The organism is Candidatus Zixiibacteriota bacterium (assembly GCA_026397505.1).
Lineage (GTDB): Bacteria > Zixibacteria > MSB-5A5 > GN15 > PGXB01 > JAPLUR01.
In genome coordinates this window covers 1-18,833 of the sequence record JAPLUR010000066.1, presented here as the reverse complement: position 1 = coordinate 18,833, position 18,833 = coordinate 1, and the positions used below count along the sequence as shown (strand labels likewise).

The following is an 18,833-nucleotide window of genomic DNA, read 5'->3' as shown; positions in this document are numbered from 1 at the left end:
TTATAATTTGTTAATACTTTTCAACCATTTTTGAATATCCATATAGTCCCTTAAACTCACATGATATTTTATTGATTCTTGGAACTCTTGTGCTGGTTTACTAAAAAATGAAGTTGTTGCAAGAATACCGGCAGTCGCTCTCTCAGCTTGTACGACACCATAAAGTTCGCGCACTAGGCTAACACCAACATGATTATCTGGACCGAATTTCTTGCATTCTACGATATATAAAAAGGTACCCAAGTTATCTTTTTTTGCAGCATATATATCCTTGCCGCCATCTCTAGTAGCAGGCGTTAAAATGATTTGATATCCCATTCTATTAAAAACTTCTGCAATAACCTCTTCGAATTTTCGGGAACTAAGTTGGTAGAAAATCTTTGGGTCTTTCTCTAATTTTCTCAATAGATCATCATTTACCGACGAAATGTCGGTAATAATCGCATCATAACTGTCCTTGGTCAAAGGTCTACCGTCTGGTCCGAAAAGACACGGTTCTTCAAAATCCCCTAGACTTTTAACAATTTCATTTGCAGTATAAATGCCATTGCGTATGCATGTAATAGCTAACTCAGCAGCTAAGGGATGCCCAAGAAAAAGCTGCCAAAACCTTTCAAAATCAACTCTTGAGTATCCTTCAAGCCTTGTCTTAAATAACAATTGCATTTCTGAATGATTCAATCCCCCAAGATGTAAGTATGTATATACCACCCTGTGCTCTATCATATAGCGGGAAATGAGGAGGTGGAAAGACTTAGGGTATCTATCGATTGCAGATTCAACTTCTTCGAAGGCATATGAATTCTGCAAGAAATCAATATCGTCCCATATAATGAGACACGGTTTATCTTTTTGGAGTCTGTTCAAAGAAGTCTGGATAGCCGATGAAAATCGAGCAGCTATAACTACAACACCGCCCGGGAACTTATGCTGATTGTCATTTGCAAATTTGTCTGCAAAAGCTGATTTCCCAATTCCTGACAAACCAACTAGACAAACGACTCTTATCCCCTTTTCGAAATAAGCTTGTGAAAGAAAAAGCAACTCATCTTTTCTTCCCACAAATGAACCAAGCGGAATTCTCCACGGTGTCACATGAAATGAATCCTGCATTTTCATCTTCCTCTATTCACACGTAACAAAAATCAGACTGCACCGCATGATATGCCTAGGTACCCACCGGTTGCTGCCGTTTCTATGCGAGCCGCGTATGGGTCGTGACCGCGCAACTGAGAGAGAATTTCCTGCATATGTTAGTCATCCTGCGCTTTGATGGCTGCGTCTATGTCCCTCGGTGCACTTGCCCATAATGAGGAAAGCACTTTTTCGTCTAAAATAGGCGCCGATCTCATTCGCTCCTTCGCTTCTGCGTTGCTCAGGTCGATCTCATTGAACTTTTTATCAAGGACACGCATGTGTGCATAGCAACCAATGTCTATCGCCATTGCATGATAAGTACCTGGTTGCGACTTGTGTGTTATTGCGGTGCCTGCCGTGTGGATAATGCGGTAATCCAATAATCGGTTGAGAAGGGCACGCATGGAATCATTTTGTTGCAGGACAGATTCCGGTACCATAATTAGATTTGTCTTGCGTTCGATACAGAATTGCCGGATGACATAGATGCCCTTGATGAGAATTCCCTGCTCTGCACCCTCAGAGTCCTGTTTTAATTCCTCAATTCTCCGCTCAAAATTAGCTCGACTGAGAATACGGACATCATCTTTGCCGATTCGGCGGTCGTTGTCAGGGTTATGTTGCACATGTACAAGCACCTCCAAAAATAATGACAGACAATCCCGGGGTACACCGCCGCCTGCCAGAACCAGTCTTTCAAATCCCGCACCCTTGAATAGATCATCGATTTCTTTGCCGTCAATCCCTGCCAAATTCCCAAACTCTCTCAGTATCTTGCGGTTTTGATCCACAGTACGCCGGAAATCAGCAAGTGAAAAGTCGATATTAATGGGTTGGTAATCATGTCTTTCTTGGGCACCTATGGGCTGACCTTTGCGATCTGCATATAAAGTGCTGCAATGTCTAAGTGTTGCCAGTTTAAAATAGAGCGGGAGGTCTTTACATAGTCTATGTATGTAGTCAATCACTAGAGGTTGGTCTGCGCGTCTTAGGTGATAGAAATCATCGACCTGCAAGAATACTGCCTTGACTGTAGTCGAGATTTCGAAGAACTCCCGTATCTGCGTCTTAAGTCTTGGCAGCCACGTGTCGAGTTCCCTGATCTTGTCATCACTGACCTTGAAGCGCTGCTCAACTTCTCGCTTCTCACACTCTTGTATGCTTTCCGTTAACCCGCTCGCCACCCCCGGCAATCCAAAGCATAATTGACCCTTCTGCTCATCTGCAACCGCCAGTGTATCCGATTGCCGCACGTCTTTTTCAAGCCTATCTGCTTTTTCCCTCATGCCATTGAGCTCCTTGCGGATCTCGGATATGAGCCCACGCGATCGTTTCTTTCGTCCAAACCATCCAGTCAGATGCTTTTCAAGTTCGCCAAATAGTGCATCGAGAATCTCTATTAGGACGTTAGGAAACGAGTGCTTCTTAAAGTCTTCGCAGTTCAAATATATCGGCTTGATGGTTACCGGCAAATTCTTGGCTGAGTAATGTAGTAGTAGTGACTTCCCGCACCCACGCCTGCCGAATACGGCATGATTTTGCCGCGCAGCGATGTCTGAAAGGACATTGGCCACGTCTATGTAAGGCACAGGATCAGCCCCGCCCCTCTGGACTCGTAGATTCTCATTAATAACCATTCTCAGTTTCTTGATCTTTTGCTCTTCCATATCCTCTCACCCTCTCCTTTATTTTATAAGGTCCCAACATGTGCGATCTCCACATTTTGCCATTTTATTTCGCACATCACCTATATATAGAATACATATTTAATGGCGGTAATTTTACTTTTTTGGGCACTTTTCACAGAATTCCATTATTATCCCCGGTTTCCCACCCGCCGCCGCGGGTTGTGGGTCTTCTCTCTTCAGGTACGGATATCCGCCTCTCTTTAGTAAGCCAAAGCTAAATAATAATATCCGCATTTGTTTATTCTGTCAAGGCCGATTCTGCCACGCACCACGGCTGGCCGCGTAAGCCAAGATACGCCCCTATCCCCTTGTCCTTCAATCACCCCCTCGCAAAATCACTACAACATCGATGGTGATTTTGCGCCTCCCCCCATTATTAGAAAGCAAGGATGTCAATATGTCTATAATTGAGAGACAATTTTTCGCGCATCGGGCTGTCAGACCCTGTCGCCAGGGAATTAACGGCCCCAAATCCCCGCCCGGCAGAAACCACATATATTTTAATTTTCGAAGAAACAAACCCATTTTGAAGACATCAGTCCGCACCCCCTATTCAGTTGCAGTATATAGAATTGCATCAGTAGATAACTGCCACGAAGAGGCTCGAAAATTTCGGAATCCGAACCCAAATCCTGTCATCCCCATGACGTTCATTAAGTTGCTTTGTTCAAGATTGGCTTCGCTTTTTTGGCGCATGCAGAACCGCTTGCGGTACAATATGATAGAAATTGCGTCAAAAATGGGAGATTGTATGCCGTAACCCCAGACAAAATAGGTCGGATAAAAACGCGACAAGCAAACTCTTGTTTACGTGGGCGGCAGATGTCCACATCTGCCCCAGCGCCCGAATGACTCAAGCTTTATGTGGGCGGCAGATGTCCACATCTGCCCCGGCGCCCGAATGACTCAAGCTTGCGGTGGGTTTCCTATCAGACGAAATTCCTGACCTCGCTCGATCTGGAAAGTGTTGCTACTCTTCCTTCACCACACGCGCCACGTCGGTTACTTTGTCGTCTTTGTCGAGGTGTATCAGGCGGACACCCTGCGTGTTGCGGCCGATGACATTTATTGCTTTCACGCTCTGGCGGTTGGTGATCCCATTCTTGGTTATCAGGATCAATTCGTCGTCTTCAAGCACTTCCATTATCGCCACCACTTCGCCGTTGCGGTCGGTCGTTTTGATATTGATGACGCCCTTGCCGCCGCGGTTGGTCACCCGGTAATCGTTGATGCCGGTGCGCTTGCCGTGGCCGTTTTCGCAGACGGTTAAAAGCGAGGCATCACGCTTGACCACCACCATCCCGATAACATAATCACCCTTGGCCAGCGTGATTCCCTTGACGCCGTAAGCGCCCCGCCCCATGGCGCGGATCTTTTCCTCCGGGAACCGAATCGCCTGTCCCTGACGGGTGGCGAGAATAATTTCGTAACTGCCGTCGGTGAGCGAGGCTTCGATCAATTCGTCCTCCTCGGGTAAATCGGCGGCATTGATACCGGCTTTGCGCGGATTAGAGAATGCATCGAGCGAGGTTTTCTTGATTATGCCATTGCGGGTCGCCATCACGACATACTTGTCGGCATCAAACGAGCGCACCCGGCAGAAGGCGGTAATCTTCTCCCCTTCGCCGATCGAAAGCATATTGACAATCGGTTTTCCTTTGGCCAGACGCCCGCCGGTCGGAATCTCGTGCACTTTCACCCAGTAGCACCGTCCCTTATTCGAGAAGAAAAGGATATACTCATGCGTCGAGGCGATAAAGAGATGCTCGGCGAAATCCTCTTCCTTGGTCTCGATACCGATCACGCCCCGCCCGCCGCGGTTCTGACGACGGTACATCGAGACCGAAAGGCGCTTGATATACCCGGAATGCGAGATGGTGATAACCATGTCCTCTTCGGCGATCAGGTCCTCGACCGTGAATTCCTCGGCCTCATCCTGGATTTCGGTACGGCGGTCATCGGCGTACTTCCGCTTCAGCTCCAGAAGTTCCTCTTTGATAATCGCCATCCGCCGCGGCTTGGATTCGAGAATCCCCTTCAGTTCCGCGATCAACTTGATTATGGCGATATATTCCTCTTCGATCTTTTGCCGCTCCAGCCCCGTCAGCCGCGCCAGCCGCATATCGAGAATGGCGTTGGCCTGCCTTTCGGAGAGCTTGAATTTGGTCATCAATCCTTCGCGCGCCGTGGGGGTATCTTTCGATTTCTTTATCAGCTCGATTACAGCATCGATATTATCCAGCGCGATTTTGTACCCCTCGAGAATATGCGCCCGTTCCTCGGCCTTGTTCAAATCGAATTTGGTGCGCCTTACCACTACCTCATGCCGGTGAATGAGAAACTGCTCGAGCATCTCCTTGAGTGTAAGAATCATCGGCACGCCGCCGACCAGAGTGAGCATCATAATGGCAAAAGTGGCCTGCATCTGAGTATGCTTGAACAGCTGGTTGAGTACTACCTCGGCTTGGGCATCGCGCTTCAGTTCGACCACAATCCGCATGCCGTCACGGTCGGATTCATCGCGCAAATCGGCGATACCATCGATAACCTTGTCGCGCACCAGCTCGGCGATCCGTTCGAGAAGATTCGATTTGTTCACCTGGAACGGTATTTCGGTGACAACGATAAAATCCTTGCCGCTTTTCTGTATCTCTACCACCGCTTTGGCGCGTACCATCAGGCGTCCCTTCCCGGTGCGATACGCCTCGCGAATGCCGGCTCGCCCGTTGATAATGCCGCCGGTGGGAAAATCGGGACCGGGGACAATCTCAATTAACTCATCATTGGCGATTTCGGGATTGTCTATAATAGCGGTGAGTGCATCAACCGCCTCGCCGAGGTTGTGCGGCGGGATATTGGTCGCCATGCCGACCGCAATGCCGGAGGTGCCGTTGCAGATCAGGTTGGGGAATTTCCCGGGAAGGACCCGCGGCTCCATGCGCGTCTCATCATAGTTGCGCATCATGTCAACCGTATCTTTTTCCATATCGACCAACATTTCCATCGCAATCGGGGTCAGTCTGGCTTCGGTGTACCGCATTGCCGCGGCGCCATCGCCGTCAATCGAGCCGAAATTCCCCTGCCCGTCAATCAGCGGATACCGCATGTTGAAATCCTGCGCCATGCGCACGAGCGTGGGGTACACCACTTGCTCGCCATGCGGATGATAATTACCGGAGGTATCGCCGGCGATCTTGGCACACTTGCGGTACGGCCGCCCCGGCGAAAGATTGAGATCGTTCATGGCCACCATGATTCGCCGGTTGGAGGGCTTGAGCCCATCGCGTACATCGGGCAGGGCACGGTTGGTGATAACCGACATGGAGTAATCGAGGTAAGAGTTTTTCATCTCCTCCTCGAGATATATCGGGACTATTTTCTCGCGTTCTAACGGCATATCTGATTCCTTCTATTATTCATAATTATTCCACTAGGGCCTCTGGCCACAGTCCCGCTGGAGGCAGATTTTGGTATATTTATTCTCTCTTTCATAACCTATAAAGATAAACAATTTTAATATTTAAAGCAATTTTTGGAGCAATATTATCTGCCCGAGCGCCAGCCGTAAGCCTTTACGTATCAACGATTTATTGCAATGAAACGTGCCCGGACGACATCTTTCGACGAGAATACTTCATTTGCCGGAAGAAATCCTGAACCCGCCCTATTCTTTCTCGATAACAACAATATAGGCCGGAGTCCGCGAAGAATGAAAATATCTGCGAATGGCCCATCCGGTTCCCTTCAGCAGTGTCTGCATCTCTCTTCGGGAGACCATCAGCCATTCATACCAGAGCGAGATATATCGCCTGTATCTGATTCGGTATCGCATGCATCCGCTCATTTTTCCCATTGCCCGGTTGCGCTTTTGGTACTCGCGTGTTTCTTTCGTCAATATTCGGTAAGGGTCGCAGCTAACCGCAATTATTAGTCCTCCGGCAGAAGTCATCTTATAGAATTTCTGCAGAATCCGTCCTGCCCGTTGAGGGTTTCCCATGAGGCCGAAATTTCCCCCAAACATGAGTATTGTATCGAATATTCCAAGGCCGGCACTGACTTGTGTGATCGATAGCTCCCTGACATTTTTCAGTCCCCTTTTACGGCACAATTTGACAGCCCGCGGTGAAGAATCTATCCCCATCACATAATGCCCTTTCTTCTTAAGATAGAGCATCATCCTCCCGGCGCCGCAGCCGATATCGAGCACTTTTCCACGGGCATAGCGTATCGCCTTCCTTTCATTGACAGTCCACTGCCGATAGTCTGAGAAATAGACCTTGGGTGCGTCGAAACCGGCCGTCATGTAGCCATCATCCCGCTCCGTAATTTCATAACCGCCGGCACCGTTGAAATAATCCAGCATTTCATGCCCGTAGGCATCTTGAGAATTACGCTTGTCCATCACCAATAATATATGTAGAACTAATCAAATGACAAACCTGATTTGCAGATAATTTTAACCCGCCGTCTCTTGACAGGAACTTCTCCCGCTAATAGATTTGATAATTGTTATGCAAGACGCGTGCCGCAGATGCAAATTGCAAAGAAGGGAAACATGATTCTAATCCAAAGGTTTACCGGCGTATTGCTCCTGATATTTCTTTCTTGGATGGCTTGTTCCTCCGAAGTGCTCCAGGAAAATAAGAATGTTGCACCCGAAATAACCTCCCCGATTATGACCGAGGCGGCTGGGGGAATCTATTATATCTATCGTGCGGATGTCTCGGACACCGACGGCCCGGCATTGAGCGTTCAATTTGCCTCTTACCCTTCCTGGCTTACCCCCGATCCCGATAATGACAGCTTATTCGGCACTCCTCCCGATGGCCTCAGTGACACAAGTTTCATGTTGATCGCCTCTGATGGCACTCTGGCCGATACCGCATTGATCAAGATTAAGATGAATCCGGCCATTGTCGTCCTCGGCGACACTCGCACCGGTCATAACATTCACCGGCAAATTGTCAATCTTATCATGCAGATAAAACCATCGGCCGTCTTTCACACCGGAGATCTGGTTAGTGATGGCAGATTTAAGAGTGACTGGGATACTTTCAACGTCATTGCCTCCCCGATATTTGCCCATAGCGAATTCTATCCGGCGCTCGGCAATCACGAGCATCAATCTCAGTTGTATTTCGACAATTTTACCTTACCAGGCAACGAGCAATGGTATTCGGTCGAAAGGAACCGCACCCATTTCGTAATTATGAATTCCTGCATTCCGATAACGCCCGATTCGGAGCAATACAAGTGGCTCCAGAGCAATTTATCCGAAATCAGTGATTCGATACGGTTTGTGGTGGCGTTGTTTCATCACCCGCCATATAGCACCGGCGCACATACCGAGGATGAAATGGGTCTGCGGGCAACCCTGGTGCCGTTATTTGAGCAATATGGAATCAATATGATATTCAACGGCCATGACCACGATTACGAACGCTCTTTCTGCGGCGGGAAATATTATATAGTCGCCGGAGGCGGCGGCGCTCCGCTTCGCGATCAGGCTCGAACCTCCCCATGCGGCCAGTTGTATCTGAAAAAATACCATTTCTGCAAGCTATCGATGGTCGACAGGCGGCTGATAGTCAAAGTGTACGATAACAGCTCACAATTGATAGACCATTATGAAATCCAGGCCGACCCGCTCAACCTGAAGCATCGCCGTTTGAAAGATTAGCCCGACCGTAAATTAATAATGTATTAAGAGAGATATTGCGCCGGATCTCACTGATGCAGAAAAATTAGGGGCAAGGATGCCCTTGTCCCCTGTTGATAATCCTTTCCGCGGATCATTTCAATAGCATCATCTTCTTGCTGTCAACAAAACTGCCGGCCTGCATACGATTATATGTTATGTTTGGGGAGAGACCAAAATCTTACAGGAGGAAATTGTCTTTCTGAAAATAATTGGAATTGAAAGAATGAGGCATTTTTACATATAATGAATATTGATGGGGTATACCTATTAATGTCACGATCAGCGGAAGCTCCGCAGAATTGTCACACTGAAGGATATGAGGGACGGGATTTGAACCATGTGATATAGTCTCAAACCGTCTCGTACATGACCATCCATCTTTTCAAAAAATCGAATTCGCGGAACTCGATGTTCTTCGCTAAAGGAAGAAGCATATCGGTCATTTCCTTCGCCGTCGGGAAATTCTTGACCACCTGAAATTCCCTGCCATCAGGAAGGCTTCTCTTGCTGATTCTATTCCCGTCCATATCGTAATGGGAGAACTCCTTTTCGAATGCATCCCTAAAGCACATATCAATTAAGATCACTTTTGATCCGGTAATCAATCTCGCATGAAGGTTGCTGACAAAAGAAGATATCTTGCTTTTCGGGATGTGCGACCACCAGTCGGCGGCAAAAGCGGCGTTGAATCCCGGTTCGATATCATCCAGTGAATATGCATCGGAAACATGAAAGGTCACATTTCTGTTGCTCAGATTCTTTCTCTGTGCCGTCTCTATGGCTGCGGCGCTGATGTCTGTCGCCACTACCGAGTGCGCTCTTTTGGCCAGGACCTGTGTCCAGTTGCCTGTTCCACAGGCAATTTCAAGGACATTTTTGCCGGCAATTGCCGCTTCAAATGCCTCAATGACCGGGCACAGGAGCGATTCCATCTCTTCATTAGATTTATAGCCCATATAATAATCATGCCATATTGCCCGTGCGTCATAGTATTGATTCATCTCTTCAATTAATCGCCCGGCTCGGATTAATTCTTCTCTATAATGCATAATTTATGGAATCTCAGATTGTCGAAATCACCCGTATCCTATTTCAATAAGTGTCGGAAGGAAGCTGCTTGGTGGACGGATTTCTCAACAGGCATACAAGGGCAGAACCGACACGTGGTTCTGCCCTCAGTATAAGGCCTTTTACTTCATTAATACGATCTTCTTTGAGGCACCATACTGCCCGGCCGTCACTCTGTAAAAATAGATACCCGAGGAATGGCCTGAAGCGTTCCAGACCACCAAAATCCGTCCGGCCGCACTTGTGCCGCTGAACTCCTCCACCTTCTCGCCCAGAATATTGAAAATACCGATTGTCCAGTTGCAGGCAATCGGAAGGTTCATTTCAATCGTGGTCGAGGGATTGAACGGATTAGGATAGTTGGTGACCGAGAATTCATTCGGCACCGGCGCCGCCATTTCCTTATAGACCGGTCCGCTCTCGCACGCCTTGGTGACCAGATTCTTGGTCGGGTCATAGGTCTCGCCGGACTTGGTAACAGCGGTCACCTGGAAACACCAATCGGCAGGCGGGGTCTTGGTCTTATCGGAAATAATAGCCACCTGACCATTGGTACCGGTGGTGCCGCTCTTGGTTTTGGTATTCGGGGCATTGAAAAATCCCGAAACCCTGGCACCGCTTACCGCCACACCAAATTCATCAACGATCGTTACCGTGGCATTGCCTGCCCAACTCCGCCCGGGCTGCGAACTCCTGGTAACGATTATGCTGGAAACATGAATGTTGGATATCGGCGGTTGACTGGTCGTGATATAATTGGCCTTGGTTTCAATATCCGAACCATGGGCATTGGTCACAGTCAGGCTGACCGTGTATATCCCGACATTATTATATATGTGGCTCGGATTCTGCACATTCGAGGTTGGGGTACCGTCGCCAAAAATCCAGAGCCGGCTGGTCGGCTTGTGCAGTGAAAGATCGGTGAACTGCACTGTCAGGGGCGCGTATCCGGAGGTCGGGCCGCCGACGAAATCGGCGACCGGCGGAAATGTATCCGGCTGAACCCGATTCACCGCCGCATAGGCATCGATCATACCCCAGCCATAGTCGTTATCTTTCCCGGCTGATCCCAGATCATAAGCGGTTTCGTATATGATCTGCTTGACCGAATCGACCGGGATATCCGGATTGGCCTGGCGCATTAATGCCACCACACCGGCGATATGCGGCGTGGCCATCGAGGTGCCGCTCATCGTGGTATAGGTCAGTCCCGGATAAGCCGAACGGACATTGTACCCCGGCCCGGCGATATCCGGCTTGATCGCCATGTCTCCCGTAGGAGTGCAATAGGTCGGTCCGCGGGATGAGAAATAGGCAATCGGCCAGCCAGCGGTGTTGGCATCGACCGCCGCCACGGCACAGTTGCGATAGGCATCGGTCGCCCGGTCGGCCGGACGGCGCAAACCCGAGGTTCCCTCGTTGCCGGCGGCAAAAACGACGACGGTCCCGGCCGCTTCGCAAGCATCGATGTAGCTCCAGAAAAGGGGATCGCATGGCGCATACCCGTGCGAGGTGGTCACGCCCCATGAGTTGGAGCAAACATCGGGCACATCCCAGCTGGTGGCCGGGTTGTGGTCGGGATCGAGCATCCACTGGAACGAAAGAATGCAATCGGAAACGGTTCGTGGGATTCCGCCGCCTCTATCGACCGCCGCGGCCGCAATCCAGTGCGCACCCGGAGCGACGCCAATCTGGTCGCCGGGAGCGCCGCCACAAATTGTCCCCATGGTATGTGTTCCATGACCGCCGTTATCATATGGGAAAGTGTTATTTCCCAGATAGGGGTCGTACCAGGCCCATTCCGGATGCCCGGCATAGCGCGGATCGGCCACACCGGCCCATCTGTTGGCCAACACCGGGTGCTCTCCCTCGACACCGGTATCGATATTAGCCACCAGGGCCCCCGCGCCGTCGATACCCATCGCCCATACCTCCGGCGCCCGGATGGCGTTGACGCCGTTTTCCACAGCGGCGCCAATGCCGGGACCGGCGGCACCGATATCGACCGGCACAATCGATTCAATTTCATAATTGTAATAGACTTTCACTACATCGGTTCTACCGGCAATAGTCTCAATCATTTCCTTTGGTGCGGTTATTTCGACCGCATTGATAATCCAGAAAACCCGATAGCCGCCGATGCTTTTCGCGCTCGCCAGACTCTGAAGATGATTGAGTATCGGACCTTGCGAATTATCGGCCTTCATCTGAAGCGCCCGCACCACCGCCTCGTGGCGGTTCTGCGTGGTCGCATTCCGGCTGTTTAACTGGCTGGAGATCGCATTCAGGTCCACCCGATCATTCAGGAAAACCAGCACGGATACGTTCTGACCCGAGGGTGTCGCCTGGAGAATATCGGCCAGACCCGGGTCAATTTCCCCCGCCGTGGCCGTCACAAAAAAGGCCACTGTGAAGAGGGCGAGGAAAAACAATACCAATTTTCTGCTCATTGTTCCTCCTACAAGCAGTTGAGGTTATTGATTATAGTGAAGGGTAAGAGAAAAAAACTGTCTTTTCGATTCATCACCTCCTTCCCCGCATTAGGAAAGTGAAAGCCGTTCTCGAACTTATGTCAGCGGCACAGAAGCCCCGTCGTCAAAGCAGCAAAACACACCAGTCAATTTCACGGGATATCAAGAGTAGATTATAAGAGAACCCGCCGGAAAGTCAAGGGGGAAAACTGGATTTTTCTACAGTTTAGGATTATGCCAGAGCTAATAGATTAAAGAAGTACTCCGGAAGGCAGGAGCCCCAAATTCTCCCGTTGCTTTCGCATCAGTGAGGATTCGTGGCTCATGCCTTATCTCATTGGATTAGAACAAAATACAACGAAGAACCTAAGGTCTTTTGGTATATGTTGCCGATCCCATTGGGATAAATGTCTTACCACCGTCAAGGGATGATTCCATTTTCCATTCGTAGCTCGTTGAAGTTTCATTGAAAGTCATAATCCGGGTGATATACTCCTTTCCCAAATAAAGATCTTTGCCGACGACCGTCAATGTGTCGTTTTTTCTTTCACCTTCATAGATGCTGATCCGTGCGGACATATTATCAATCCAAACATTTTGCCAGCGGCCGGTTTCGCGGTCAAAGGCAATAAAGCTCATTCCTTTCATTTTCATGCCGCCCATATCGGCCTCGAATTCTGTCTGATAAATGCAGCCATCCAGAAGACTGGTGCAATGGGCCGTTCCCTTGAATTCTGTCCAGGCAGTCGAGGTATCGGACATTTTCATTTTCATGACGGCGTCCCAATCGCCGGGAAGATAGGCAAGGGTCTTCATTTCGGACGGCTGTCCCATCCGGGGCATTCCCTGCCCTTCTTCACCCTGTGCCGTTGCAAGCGACGCCAGTGACATAAGGCAAATCAGAATGCAAATTCGCTGACTCAGTTTCATGATAAAGCTCTCCTCTTTTTGAAAGTTTGTCACCGATGATTTTCTTTTCTGCAAAATTATTTCATATGATACGCAATAAAAAGCAAACGCCAATCACATTATGAACAGATAGGAGAATAAATTCAAGCAACACCAATAATAAGACAGCATCGCCGACGAATTGGAGATCTTAGGGGCAATGAGGCGGCGGGCCACCTAAATACAAATATTTTATTAAATAGGTTATATCCTGAATATTCGTCTGACCCGAATCATTAACATCAGCCAGACCCAACATGACCGGGGGCGGGCCGTTCTTGTAGAGATAGTCAATAAGATAAGTGATATCCTTTATATTCACAATACCGTCACCGTCAACATCGCCGCAGATGAAATCACATCCTATACCAAACGCGCCCATCAACACATCGCAACTGTTGTTTCCCGGGGCGCAGGGAGAAATCGCGGCGATATGAAAATCGCCGGTAGTTGTGTCGCAGAAGAGGGGATCGGCCGAGATATTTCCCAGTGAATCGCCTGCATGAGGCAAGTAAGTGCTGCCGGGGAACCAGTCGCCGGTAGGATTACCGAAGGCATTGTTGCAGGCGGTGTAAGTGATACCCATTCCACTCGCATAAACGCCATATTGCCGGTTGAAAGCAAAGATATTGCTGGCAATGGAATTTGATTGGAGTGACAAGGATGTCTCTGCGCCCGCCTTGGGCGGCTCATAGTAGAAATGCAAACCCTTATTGTTACCGACAAAAGTATTGTTCTCTATGTGGTAATTGCCGCCGGCCCCGATTGTAATATACAAACCATTCTGGCCGTTGCCACGCAACAGGCAGTGGGTCATGTTAACGCTGTCGGGTGAAATAAAATGAACGCCATCCAGAGCATTTCCGGATATTTCACAATTATTGATCGTAGCGTGAGCAAAAGAATATATGCCGTGATAATTATTCTCTGTGATCTTGCAATTCAAAATATACACCTTTGTCCGTCCCGCCCACCGCCCATAATTGGATACCGCCATGATGCCGGTCCCGTCATTTTCAGTGATAATGCAATTTTGTATGGTCGGCGACGAAGTAGTGATATAGATGGCTCCTAATTCGTCGGTGAAAGAGTTTTTTATAGTGAAACCATCGATAGCGGCGGTGGAATCCTCAAAATCTCGCAGGTAGAATCCCCAGTGGGCGTTCATGGGTCCTGCCTCACAGTCGATGATTGTGTTTTCCGCTCCCGTTTCCGATTTGAGAATCAGGTTGGTTCCTCTCAAACTCAGGTCGCGGTTGCCATCGCCGGTATAAGTTCCCGGCGCCACCAACACCGTGTCCCGTTCCTGGCCGGCATCAATACCCGCCTGAATAGTCGGCCGCTCGGAAGGAACGCGAATAATCATCGGTTCGCGAGTAACAAATGGCTGGTAAGCCGACCAGTCGGAATATTCATATCCGTCAAACGCCCGTGCCTGCCAGACATAATCCACCGCAGTCGGCCAACTCTGCTTGAATATCCCGGTCCCGGTCTGACTCGGCTGTTCAAACACATCATAGCGAGAAGCCACGGCCGTCCCGCCGGGACTGGGAGCGATTTCAAAATCATAAGTCAACGGGTCGCCATTGGCATCGGAGGAATTCTGAACGAGCAAATGCACACCATAAGTACTCACCGGTATATCAAAGGGCCACAGCGCGACGGGAACCGAGGGAGCGGCATTCATGCGGAAATATAAATATCTCCAGTAACCCCATAGATGTCCGTTGAAAACTCTTATAAGGCAGTAATAAGTCGCACCTTCAGTGAGCGCCGGCCCGCCATAAGCGGCGAAACTATCCGAAGAGGTAACCTGGCCGGAAGTCCAGATGTCGCTGGTGCTTATATCACCAACCGTAACCTCATACCCAATCTGAATCATATCCACCGTATCATAATAGGACCATTCAAAAGTGGGCGTATGGTTAATCAGATGGGCGATATTCTCCCCTGCAATCCTGATATTATAAACCGCCGCTACCCATTGGTCAAAAGAAAAGGCCCCGATGTCATTCCTTGTCCCGTCCTGGTCATTATATATTGCATTGGGGTTCCCGGCGTCAATGCAAGGAGAACTCCTCGGCAGGTCAAAATTGTTGCTCAGAGTGTCGAGATATTTTGGATCCGCCGAAATATCGGTCGGATCAGGGGACCCAAGAATCCAATCAGTGACATTACCCCAGATATCATTATAGCCGCGGCTCATTGCAACTGATACAGAAACCCCCATATTACATCCGGTAACGATATTATTCATTACTTGGGAGCCGGGGCCCCGCAGAACCAATCCTATGCGGCCCGTATGGATAGTATTGTTGACGATTTGCAGCGCCGTATCGCTCCATCCCCAAATAATGGCATAACAATCGAGATTATTAAAAAACAGATTGTTCTTTATGATTGCACATGATAAACCATTGATATAAAGCACTGCTCCGTTACGAATAGTACTTGAGTGGTGAGTAAAATAATTCCCGATAATGCTCGGGGAACTCCCGGCAATTCTGATTCCGGCGGCACCGACCGAACGACCGACTGTGAACCCGATTAATTTCGCTGTCGGCAACTCATTCGTAATGAATTTTATTATCGCCTGAGTAGTGTCGGCGGGCCAAAGCTCGGTCAATGCCGGCCCGGCTTCGCTGGTGAGAGCAATAGCTTTGCCCAGAAAATCGAGATTCACCCGGTAAATACCGGGGGCTACCATAATCGTATCGTAATTGACAGCTGCGTTGATCGCCTCCTGGATAGTGGCATAATCACCGGGAACATGAATTGGCTGAGCAAAAGTACTAGAAAAAGCAAGGAACAGCAGACCGATAATTATTGAAGCCATCGAGACTCTAAACATGGTGGTCCCTCCTGCGGGTAGAGGAAATTATTGATTATCTTATATATTTAATATATCCAATAGGCCTTTTCTGTCAAGGCATTTCTTGAATTTCCGGCAGGGCCATTTTGCCTTCTTTCCCAATGCTTCCGGCCAATTTGCGCAATTGGTAATTTTGGTATTCAAAGAGGACTTAATTGTAGGAACAAAAAAGATTGCCAAACGACCGGAGTCAATATAATTTGCTGCAAGAGATAAGAAAGATACAATGAATAATACTATCAATTTCAAATATGGAGGCTTTACATGAGTCATCAAGATAATGAACCTTCCCATCACGGGATAGATGAGGGCGCCGGAAGAAATTACCCCAACGAAACCATGCGGCTGCTAACCGAAAGGGCCAGCTGTCGGAGCTTCAGCGAAAAGAAGATCCCCCCGGATATTCTGCAGATGATACTTGAGGCGGGGATTCATTCTCCAACCGGAGGAAATCTTCAGCCATATTCGATCATTAAGATTGAAAATGAAAATACCAAGCGGAAACTGGCCGAACTGTGCGGCGAGCAGATGTTTATTGCAACGGCGCCGGTGGATCTCCTTTTCTGCATCGACTGGCGGCGTCTCCACCGCTGGGCGGAAATGGAAGCGGCCCCATACAGCGCCAGTTATTCATTCCGGCATTTCTGGATTTCCTTTCAGGATACCATAATTGCGGCGCAGAATATCTGCACCGCCGCCGACGCCATGGGACTGGGTTCGGTCTATGTCGGCACAATTATGGAATGTCTGAGGGAGACAAGGGAATTGCTGGCTCTTCCGAAGGAGGTATTGCCGGTAGTGCTCTTGAGCCTGGGGTATCCGAAGGCGCGACCGCTGCCCAAAAAGAAATTGGGAACAGAAGTCATGGTGCATAGTGAGAAATATTGCGATCTGGAAGATAAGCAACTTCTTGAGGTATTTGAAAAGAAGTACCCGGGATGGCAAAGAGAAATCACTCCCGAGCGTCTGGAGACCATGGCGCTGGTCTGCCGGGAGGTACACGGTGAGGAGTTCGCACAAAAGTGCCTGACCCGAATTAAGGAGCAGGGTTATATTAACGCCGTTCAGAATTACTTTGGATTGCACTATCTCGCCAACGTTATGCCGGAGGGAAACGGTGATTTCATCAAAATCATGGAAGAGTTCGGTTTTGACTGGTTCAAAGAGTACCATCCGCCCGGCGGCAAATGATTATGGTTATGTAAAATAAAAAAGAGGGTGTTCGGATAGCGCCCTCTTTCACATAAGACCGGTAAATTCCCTGACATTACTTTATTCGATAAGAGGCGCGCACGGTTACGGTGATATCTTTCTGCTTAGTCTGCGTGTTATACATGCCGTAATCGCTGACCTCGGAGGAAAACGGCTCGGTAATCTGGAACACCCCGGCCCGCAGATTGGTGACATTTCCAAGCAAGGCGCCGGAATTGTCGGCAATTTCTTTGGCCCGGCGGGCGGCATCCTTGGTCGCCTCGGCCAGAAGCTCCATCTTGATATCGGAGAGTTTGGAGTAGAAATATTCCAGCCGCGAATTCTGGAGAACGATTCCATTTTCGGTCAAAGCCATCGGATTAAGGGCTAATCCCTCCACTACAGCCAGGTTCGATGTTATGATAAATAATTCCTGCTGGATAATATACCCGGAAATCTGTCCCTCACGGCCATAATTGGGCATGGTGTTGACCGGCTGAATGGTGATATCACTTTCAGTGAGTCCTTTATCCCGGAGCAACTGCCGGAAAAACTGCAGGTCTTTCTGAATCAAATTGTAGCCGCTGGTCATGTCGGAAGGTGAGGTGTTGCGCGAGAGGGTCACCCGCCATTTGACAATATCCGACTCAAATCTTTTGGTTGCGGCACCGACAACGCTGATTGTATCATCGGCAACCCTGGTGTTATAGAAAAAAATACCGAATATGGTTGCCGCAATGATCAAACTCAGACCGATAAGCAGAACCTGCCCTGATTTCATATTTCCTCCTTGATTCTTTACTGAAATATACTACTTCGAGGAAAGGAAAATCAAGGTCCCGGGGAATGTTTTGCAATCAGGGACTTTCTAAGGTAGTGGGATATCTTTACGGCAATGATGGCATTTGCTGGCCCCGGCAACAACCGGCTTGCGGCAATGCGGGCAGCGAAAACGTTTCTCGGAAAGTCCCAGCCACTCGGCGGTTTTCCTCTCTTTGATCATAGTCAGGTTGGCCCTAAGATCGACCCCGTCATCAAGGTAATTCAGGGCGAACTCCTCGAATTGATCGCAGGCCGCCGAATCATACCGGCGGCATTCAAAACAATATTGGTACCCCTTTTTATTCAGGCAGAGGGCGAATCGGCATTTAAATCCCCAGCAATCTGAGGTAACGGCACCGCATCCCCGGCAACGGACTTTTTCGGGCGGGCAGTTGCGGCGTGCGGCAAATCGTTTGCGCATCTCGGGGTCATCACGCTCGGCCCGGTATATGACACATGCGCCGCAATAAAGGCCGCATCGCCCAACCAGGTCATTTTGGTTTGAATCGCTCATTTGAAAACCTCTCGACATTCGACCCGAAATTCTCTTCTATTTTCAGAGAATGAATAATGCCCAAGCGGCGGATCAACCAATTCCCGTCCATTGGGATACCCGGTTTTACATTATTGACAGGGTCTTGCGGTCAAATAATCCAGAGGTGCACCCTGTCGTTAGAACGAATTCGCTCCTGATCCCTGGCGACTAACTGAGACCGGACCAAGAGGAACTTAGTATAAGTATAATAACCACTTACCCCCTTTTTGTCAAGCCCAAAGAGTGACGATATGACGCCTGGTAATATCTTTATAAGTGTGTAAAAACGACAAGAGGTGTATCCTTAAGATTTACAAGCTGATTCAAAAGGAGACACCTAATGTCGTATAACGAGTTAGATTTTAGCAGGAGAAACATAGTCTTTGCGCTTTCGGAAGTC

Annotated in this window: 12 protein-coding genes; 2 read left to right on the top strand and 10 right to left on the bottom strand. The window is 48.9% G+C overall.

Features of this window, described 5'->3' with window-relative positions; all coding sequences use genetic code 11:
* From NT002_07220 to NT002_07205, 4 genes are all read right to left on the bottom strand, one after another.
* Positions 1 to 1,113, bottom strand: coding sequence for a restriction endonuclease (locus NT002_07220; GenBank protein ID MCX6829060.1), 1,113 nt, complete (start codon positions 1,111 to 1,113; stop codon positions 1 to 3).
* Positions 1,114 to 1,253: 140 nt separating this feature from the next.
* Positions 1,254 to 2,804, bottom strand: a complete 1,551-nt coding sequence (locus NT002_07215; protein MCX6829059.1) for a hypothetical protein — start codon at positions 2,802 to 2,804, stop codon at positions 1,254 to 1,256.
* A 991-nt stretch (positions 2,805 to 3,795) separates the two neighbouring features.
* Positions 3,796 to 6,222 carry a DNA gyrase subunit A gene (gyrA, locus tag NT002_07210; GenBank protein ID MCX6829058.1) on the bottom strand — a complete coding sequence of 809 codons (2,427 nt, stop codon included), beginning with the start codon at positions 6,220 to 6,222 and terminating at the stop codon, positions 3,796 to 3,798.
* A 267-nt stretch (positions 6,223 to 6,489) separates the two neighbouring features.
* The gene (locus NT002_07205; GenBank protein MCX6829057.1) at positions 6,490 to 7,227 is read right to left on the bottom strand and encodes a class I SAM-dependent methyltransferase; all 738 of its coding nucleotides are present in this window, start codon (positions 7,225 to 7,227) and stop codon (positions 6,490 to 6,492) included.
* A gap of 153 nt (positions 7,228 to 7,380) precedes the next feature.
* Between NT002_07205 and NT002_07200 the strand changes: the two genes are divergently transcribed.
* Positions 7,381 to 8,505, top strand: a complete 1,125-nt coding sequence (locus NT002_07200) for a metallophosphoesterase (GenBank protein ID MCX6829056.1) — start codon at positions 7,381 to 7,383, stop codon at positions 8,503 to 8,505.
* Between the two features lie 371 nt (positions 8,506 to 8,876).
* Here NT002_07200 and NT002_07195 read toward each other — a convergent pair whose 3' ends face one another.
* The 4 genes from NT002_07195 to NT002_07180 all read right to left on the bottom strand — a co-directional run bounded on the left by NT002_07195 (position 8,877) and on the right by NT002_07180 (position 15,864).
* The gene (locus NT002_07195) at positions 8,877 to 9,575 is read right to left on the bottom strand and encodes a class I SAM-dependent methyltransferase (protein ID MCX6829055.1); all 699 of its coding nucleotides are present in this window, start codon (positions 9,573 to 9,575) and stop codon (positions 8,877 to 8,879) included.
* 141 nt (positions 9,576 to 9,716) lie between these two features.
* Positions 9,717 to 12,044 carry a S8 family serine peptidase gene (locus NT002_07190; protein MCX6829054.1) on the bottom strand — a complete coding sequence of 776 codons (2,328 nt, stop codon included), beginning with the start codon at positions 12,042 to 12,044 and terminating at the stop codon, positions 9,717 to 9,719.
* 387 nt (positions 12,045 to 12,431) lie between these two features.
* Positions 12,432 to 12,995: a DUF1579 family protein gene (locus NT002_07185; GenBank protein ID MCX6829053.1), complete on the bottom strand. Its 564-nt coding sequence runs from the start codon at positions 12,993 to 12,995 to the stop codon at positions 12,432 to 12,434.
* 169 nt (positions 12,996 to 13,164) lie between these two features.
* Positions 13,165 to 15,864, bottom strand: coding sequence for a right-handed parallel beta-helix repeat-containing protein (locus tag NT002_07180; GenBank protein MCX6829052.1), 2,700 nt, complete (start codon positions 15,862 to 15,864; stop codon positions 13,165 to 13,167).
* Positions 15,865 to 16,149: 285 nt separating this feature from the next.
* Between NT002_07180 and NT002_07175 the strand changes: the two genes are divergently transcribed.
* Positions 16,150 to 17,076, top strand: a complete 927-nt coding sequence (locus NT002_07175; protein ID MCX6829051.1) for a nitroreductase family protein — start codon at positions 16,150 to 16,152, stop codon at positions 17,074 to 17,076.
* Positions 17,077 to 17,152: 76 nt separating this feature from the next.
* On the opposite strand, the gene NT002_07170 is transcribed toward NT002_07175, so the two are convergent.
* Together NT002_07170 and NT002_07165 are read right to left on the bottom strand one after the other, a co-directional pair.
* Positions 17,153 to 17,857: an SIMPL domain-containing protein gene (locus NT002_07170; protein MCX6829050.1), complete on the bottom strand. Its 705-nt coding sequence runs from the start codon at positions 17,855 to 17,857 to the stop codon at positions 17,153 to 17,155.
* Positions 17,858 to 17,944: 87 nt separating this feature from the next.
* On the bottom strand, positions 17,945 to 18,412 hold the full coding sequence (locus NT002_07165; protein ID MCX6829049.1) for a DUF3795 domain-containing protein: 468 nt from the start codon (positions 18,410 to 18,412) through the stop codon (positions 17,945 to 17,947).
* Between the last annotated feature and the right edge of the window lie 421 nt (positions 18,413 to 18,833).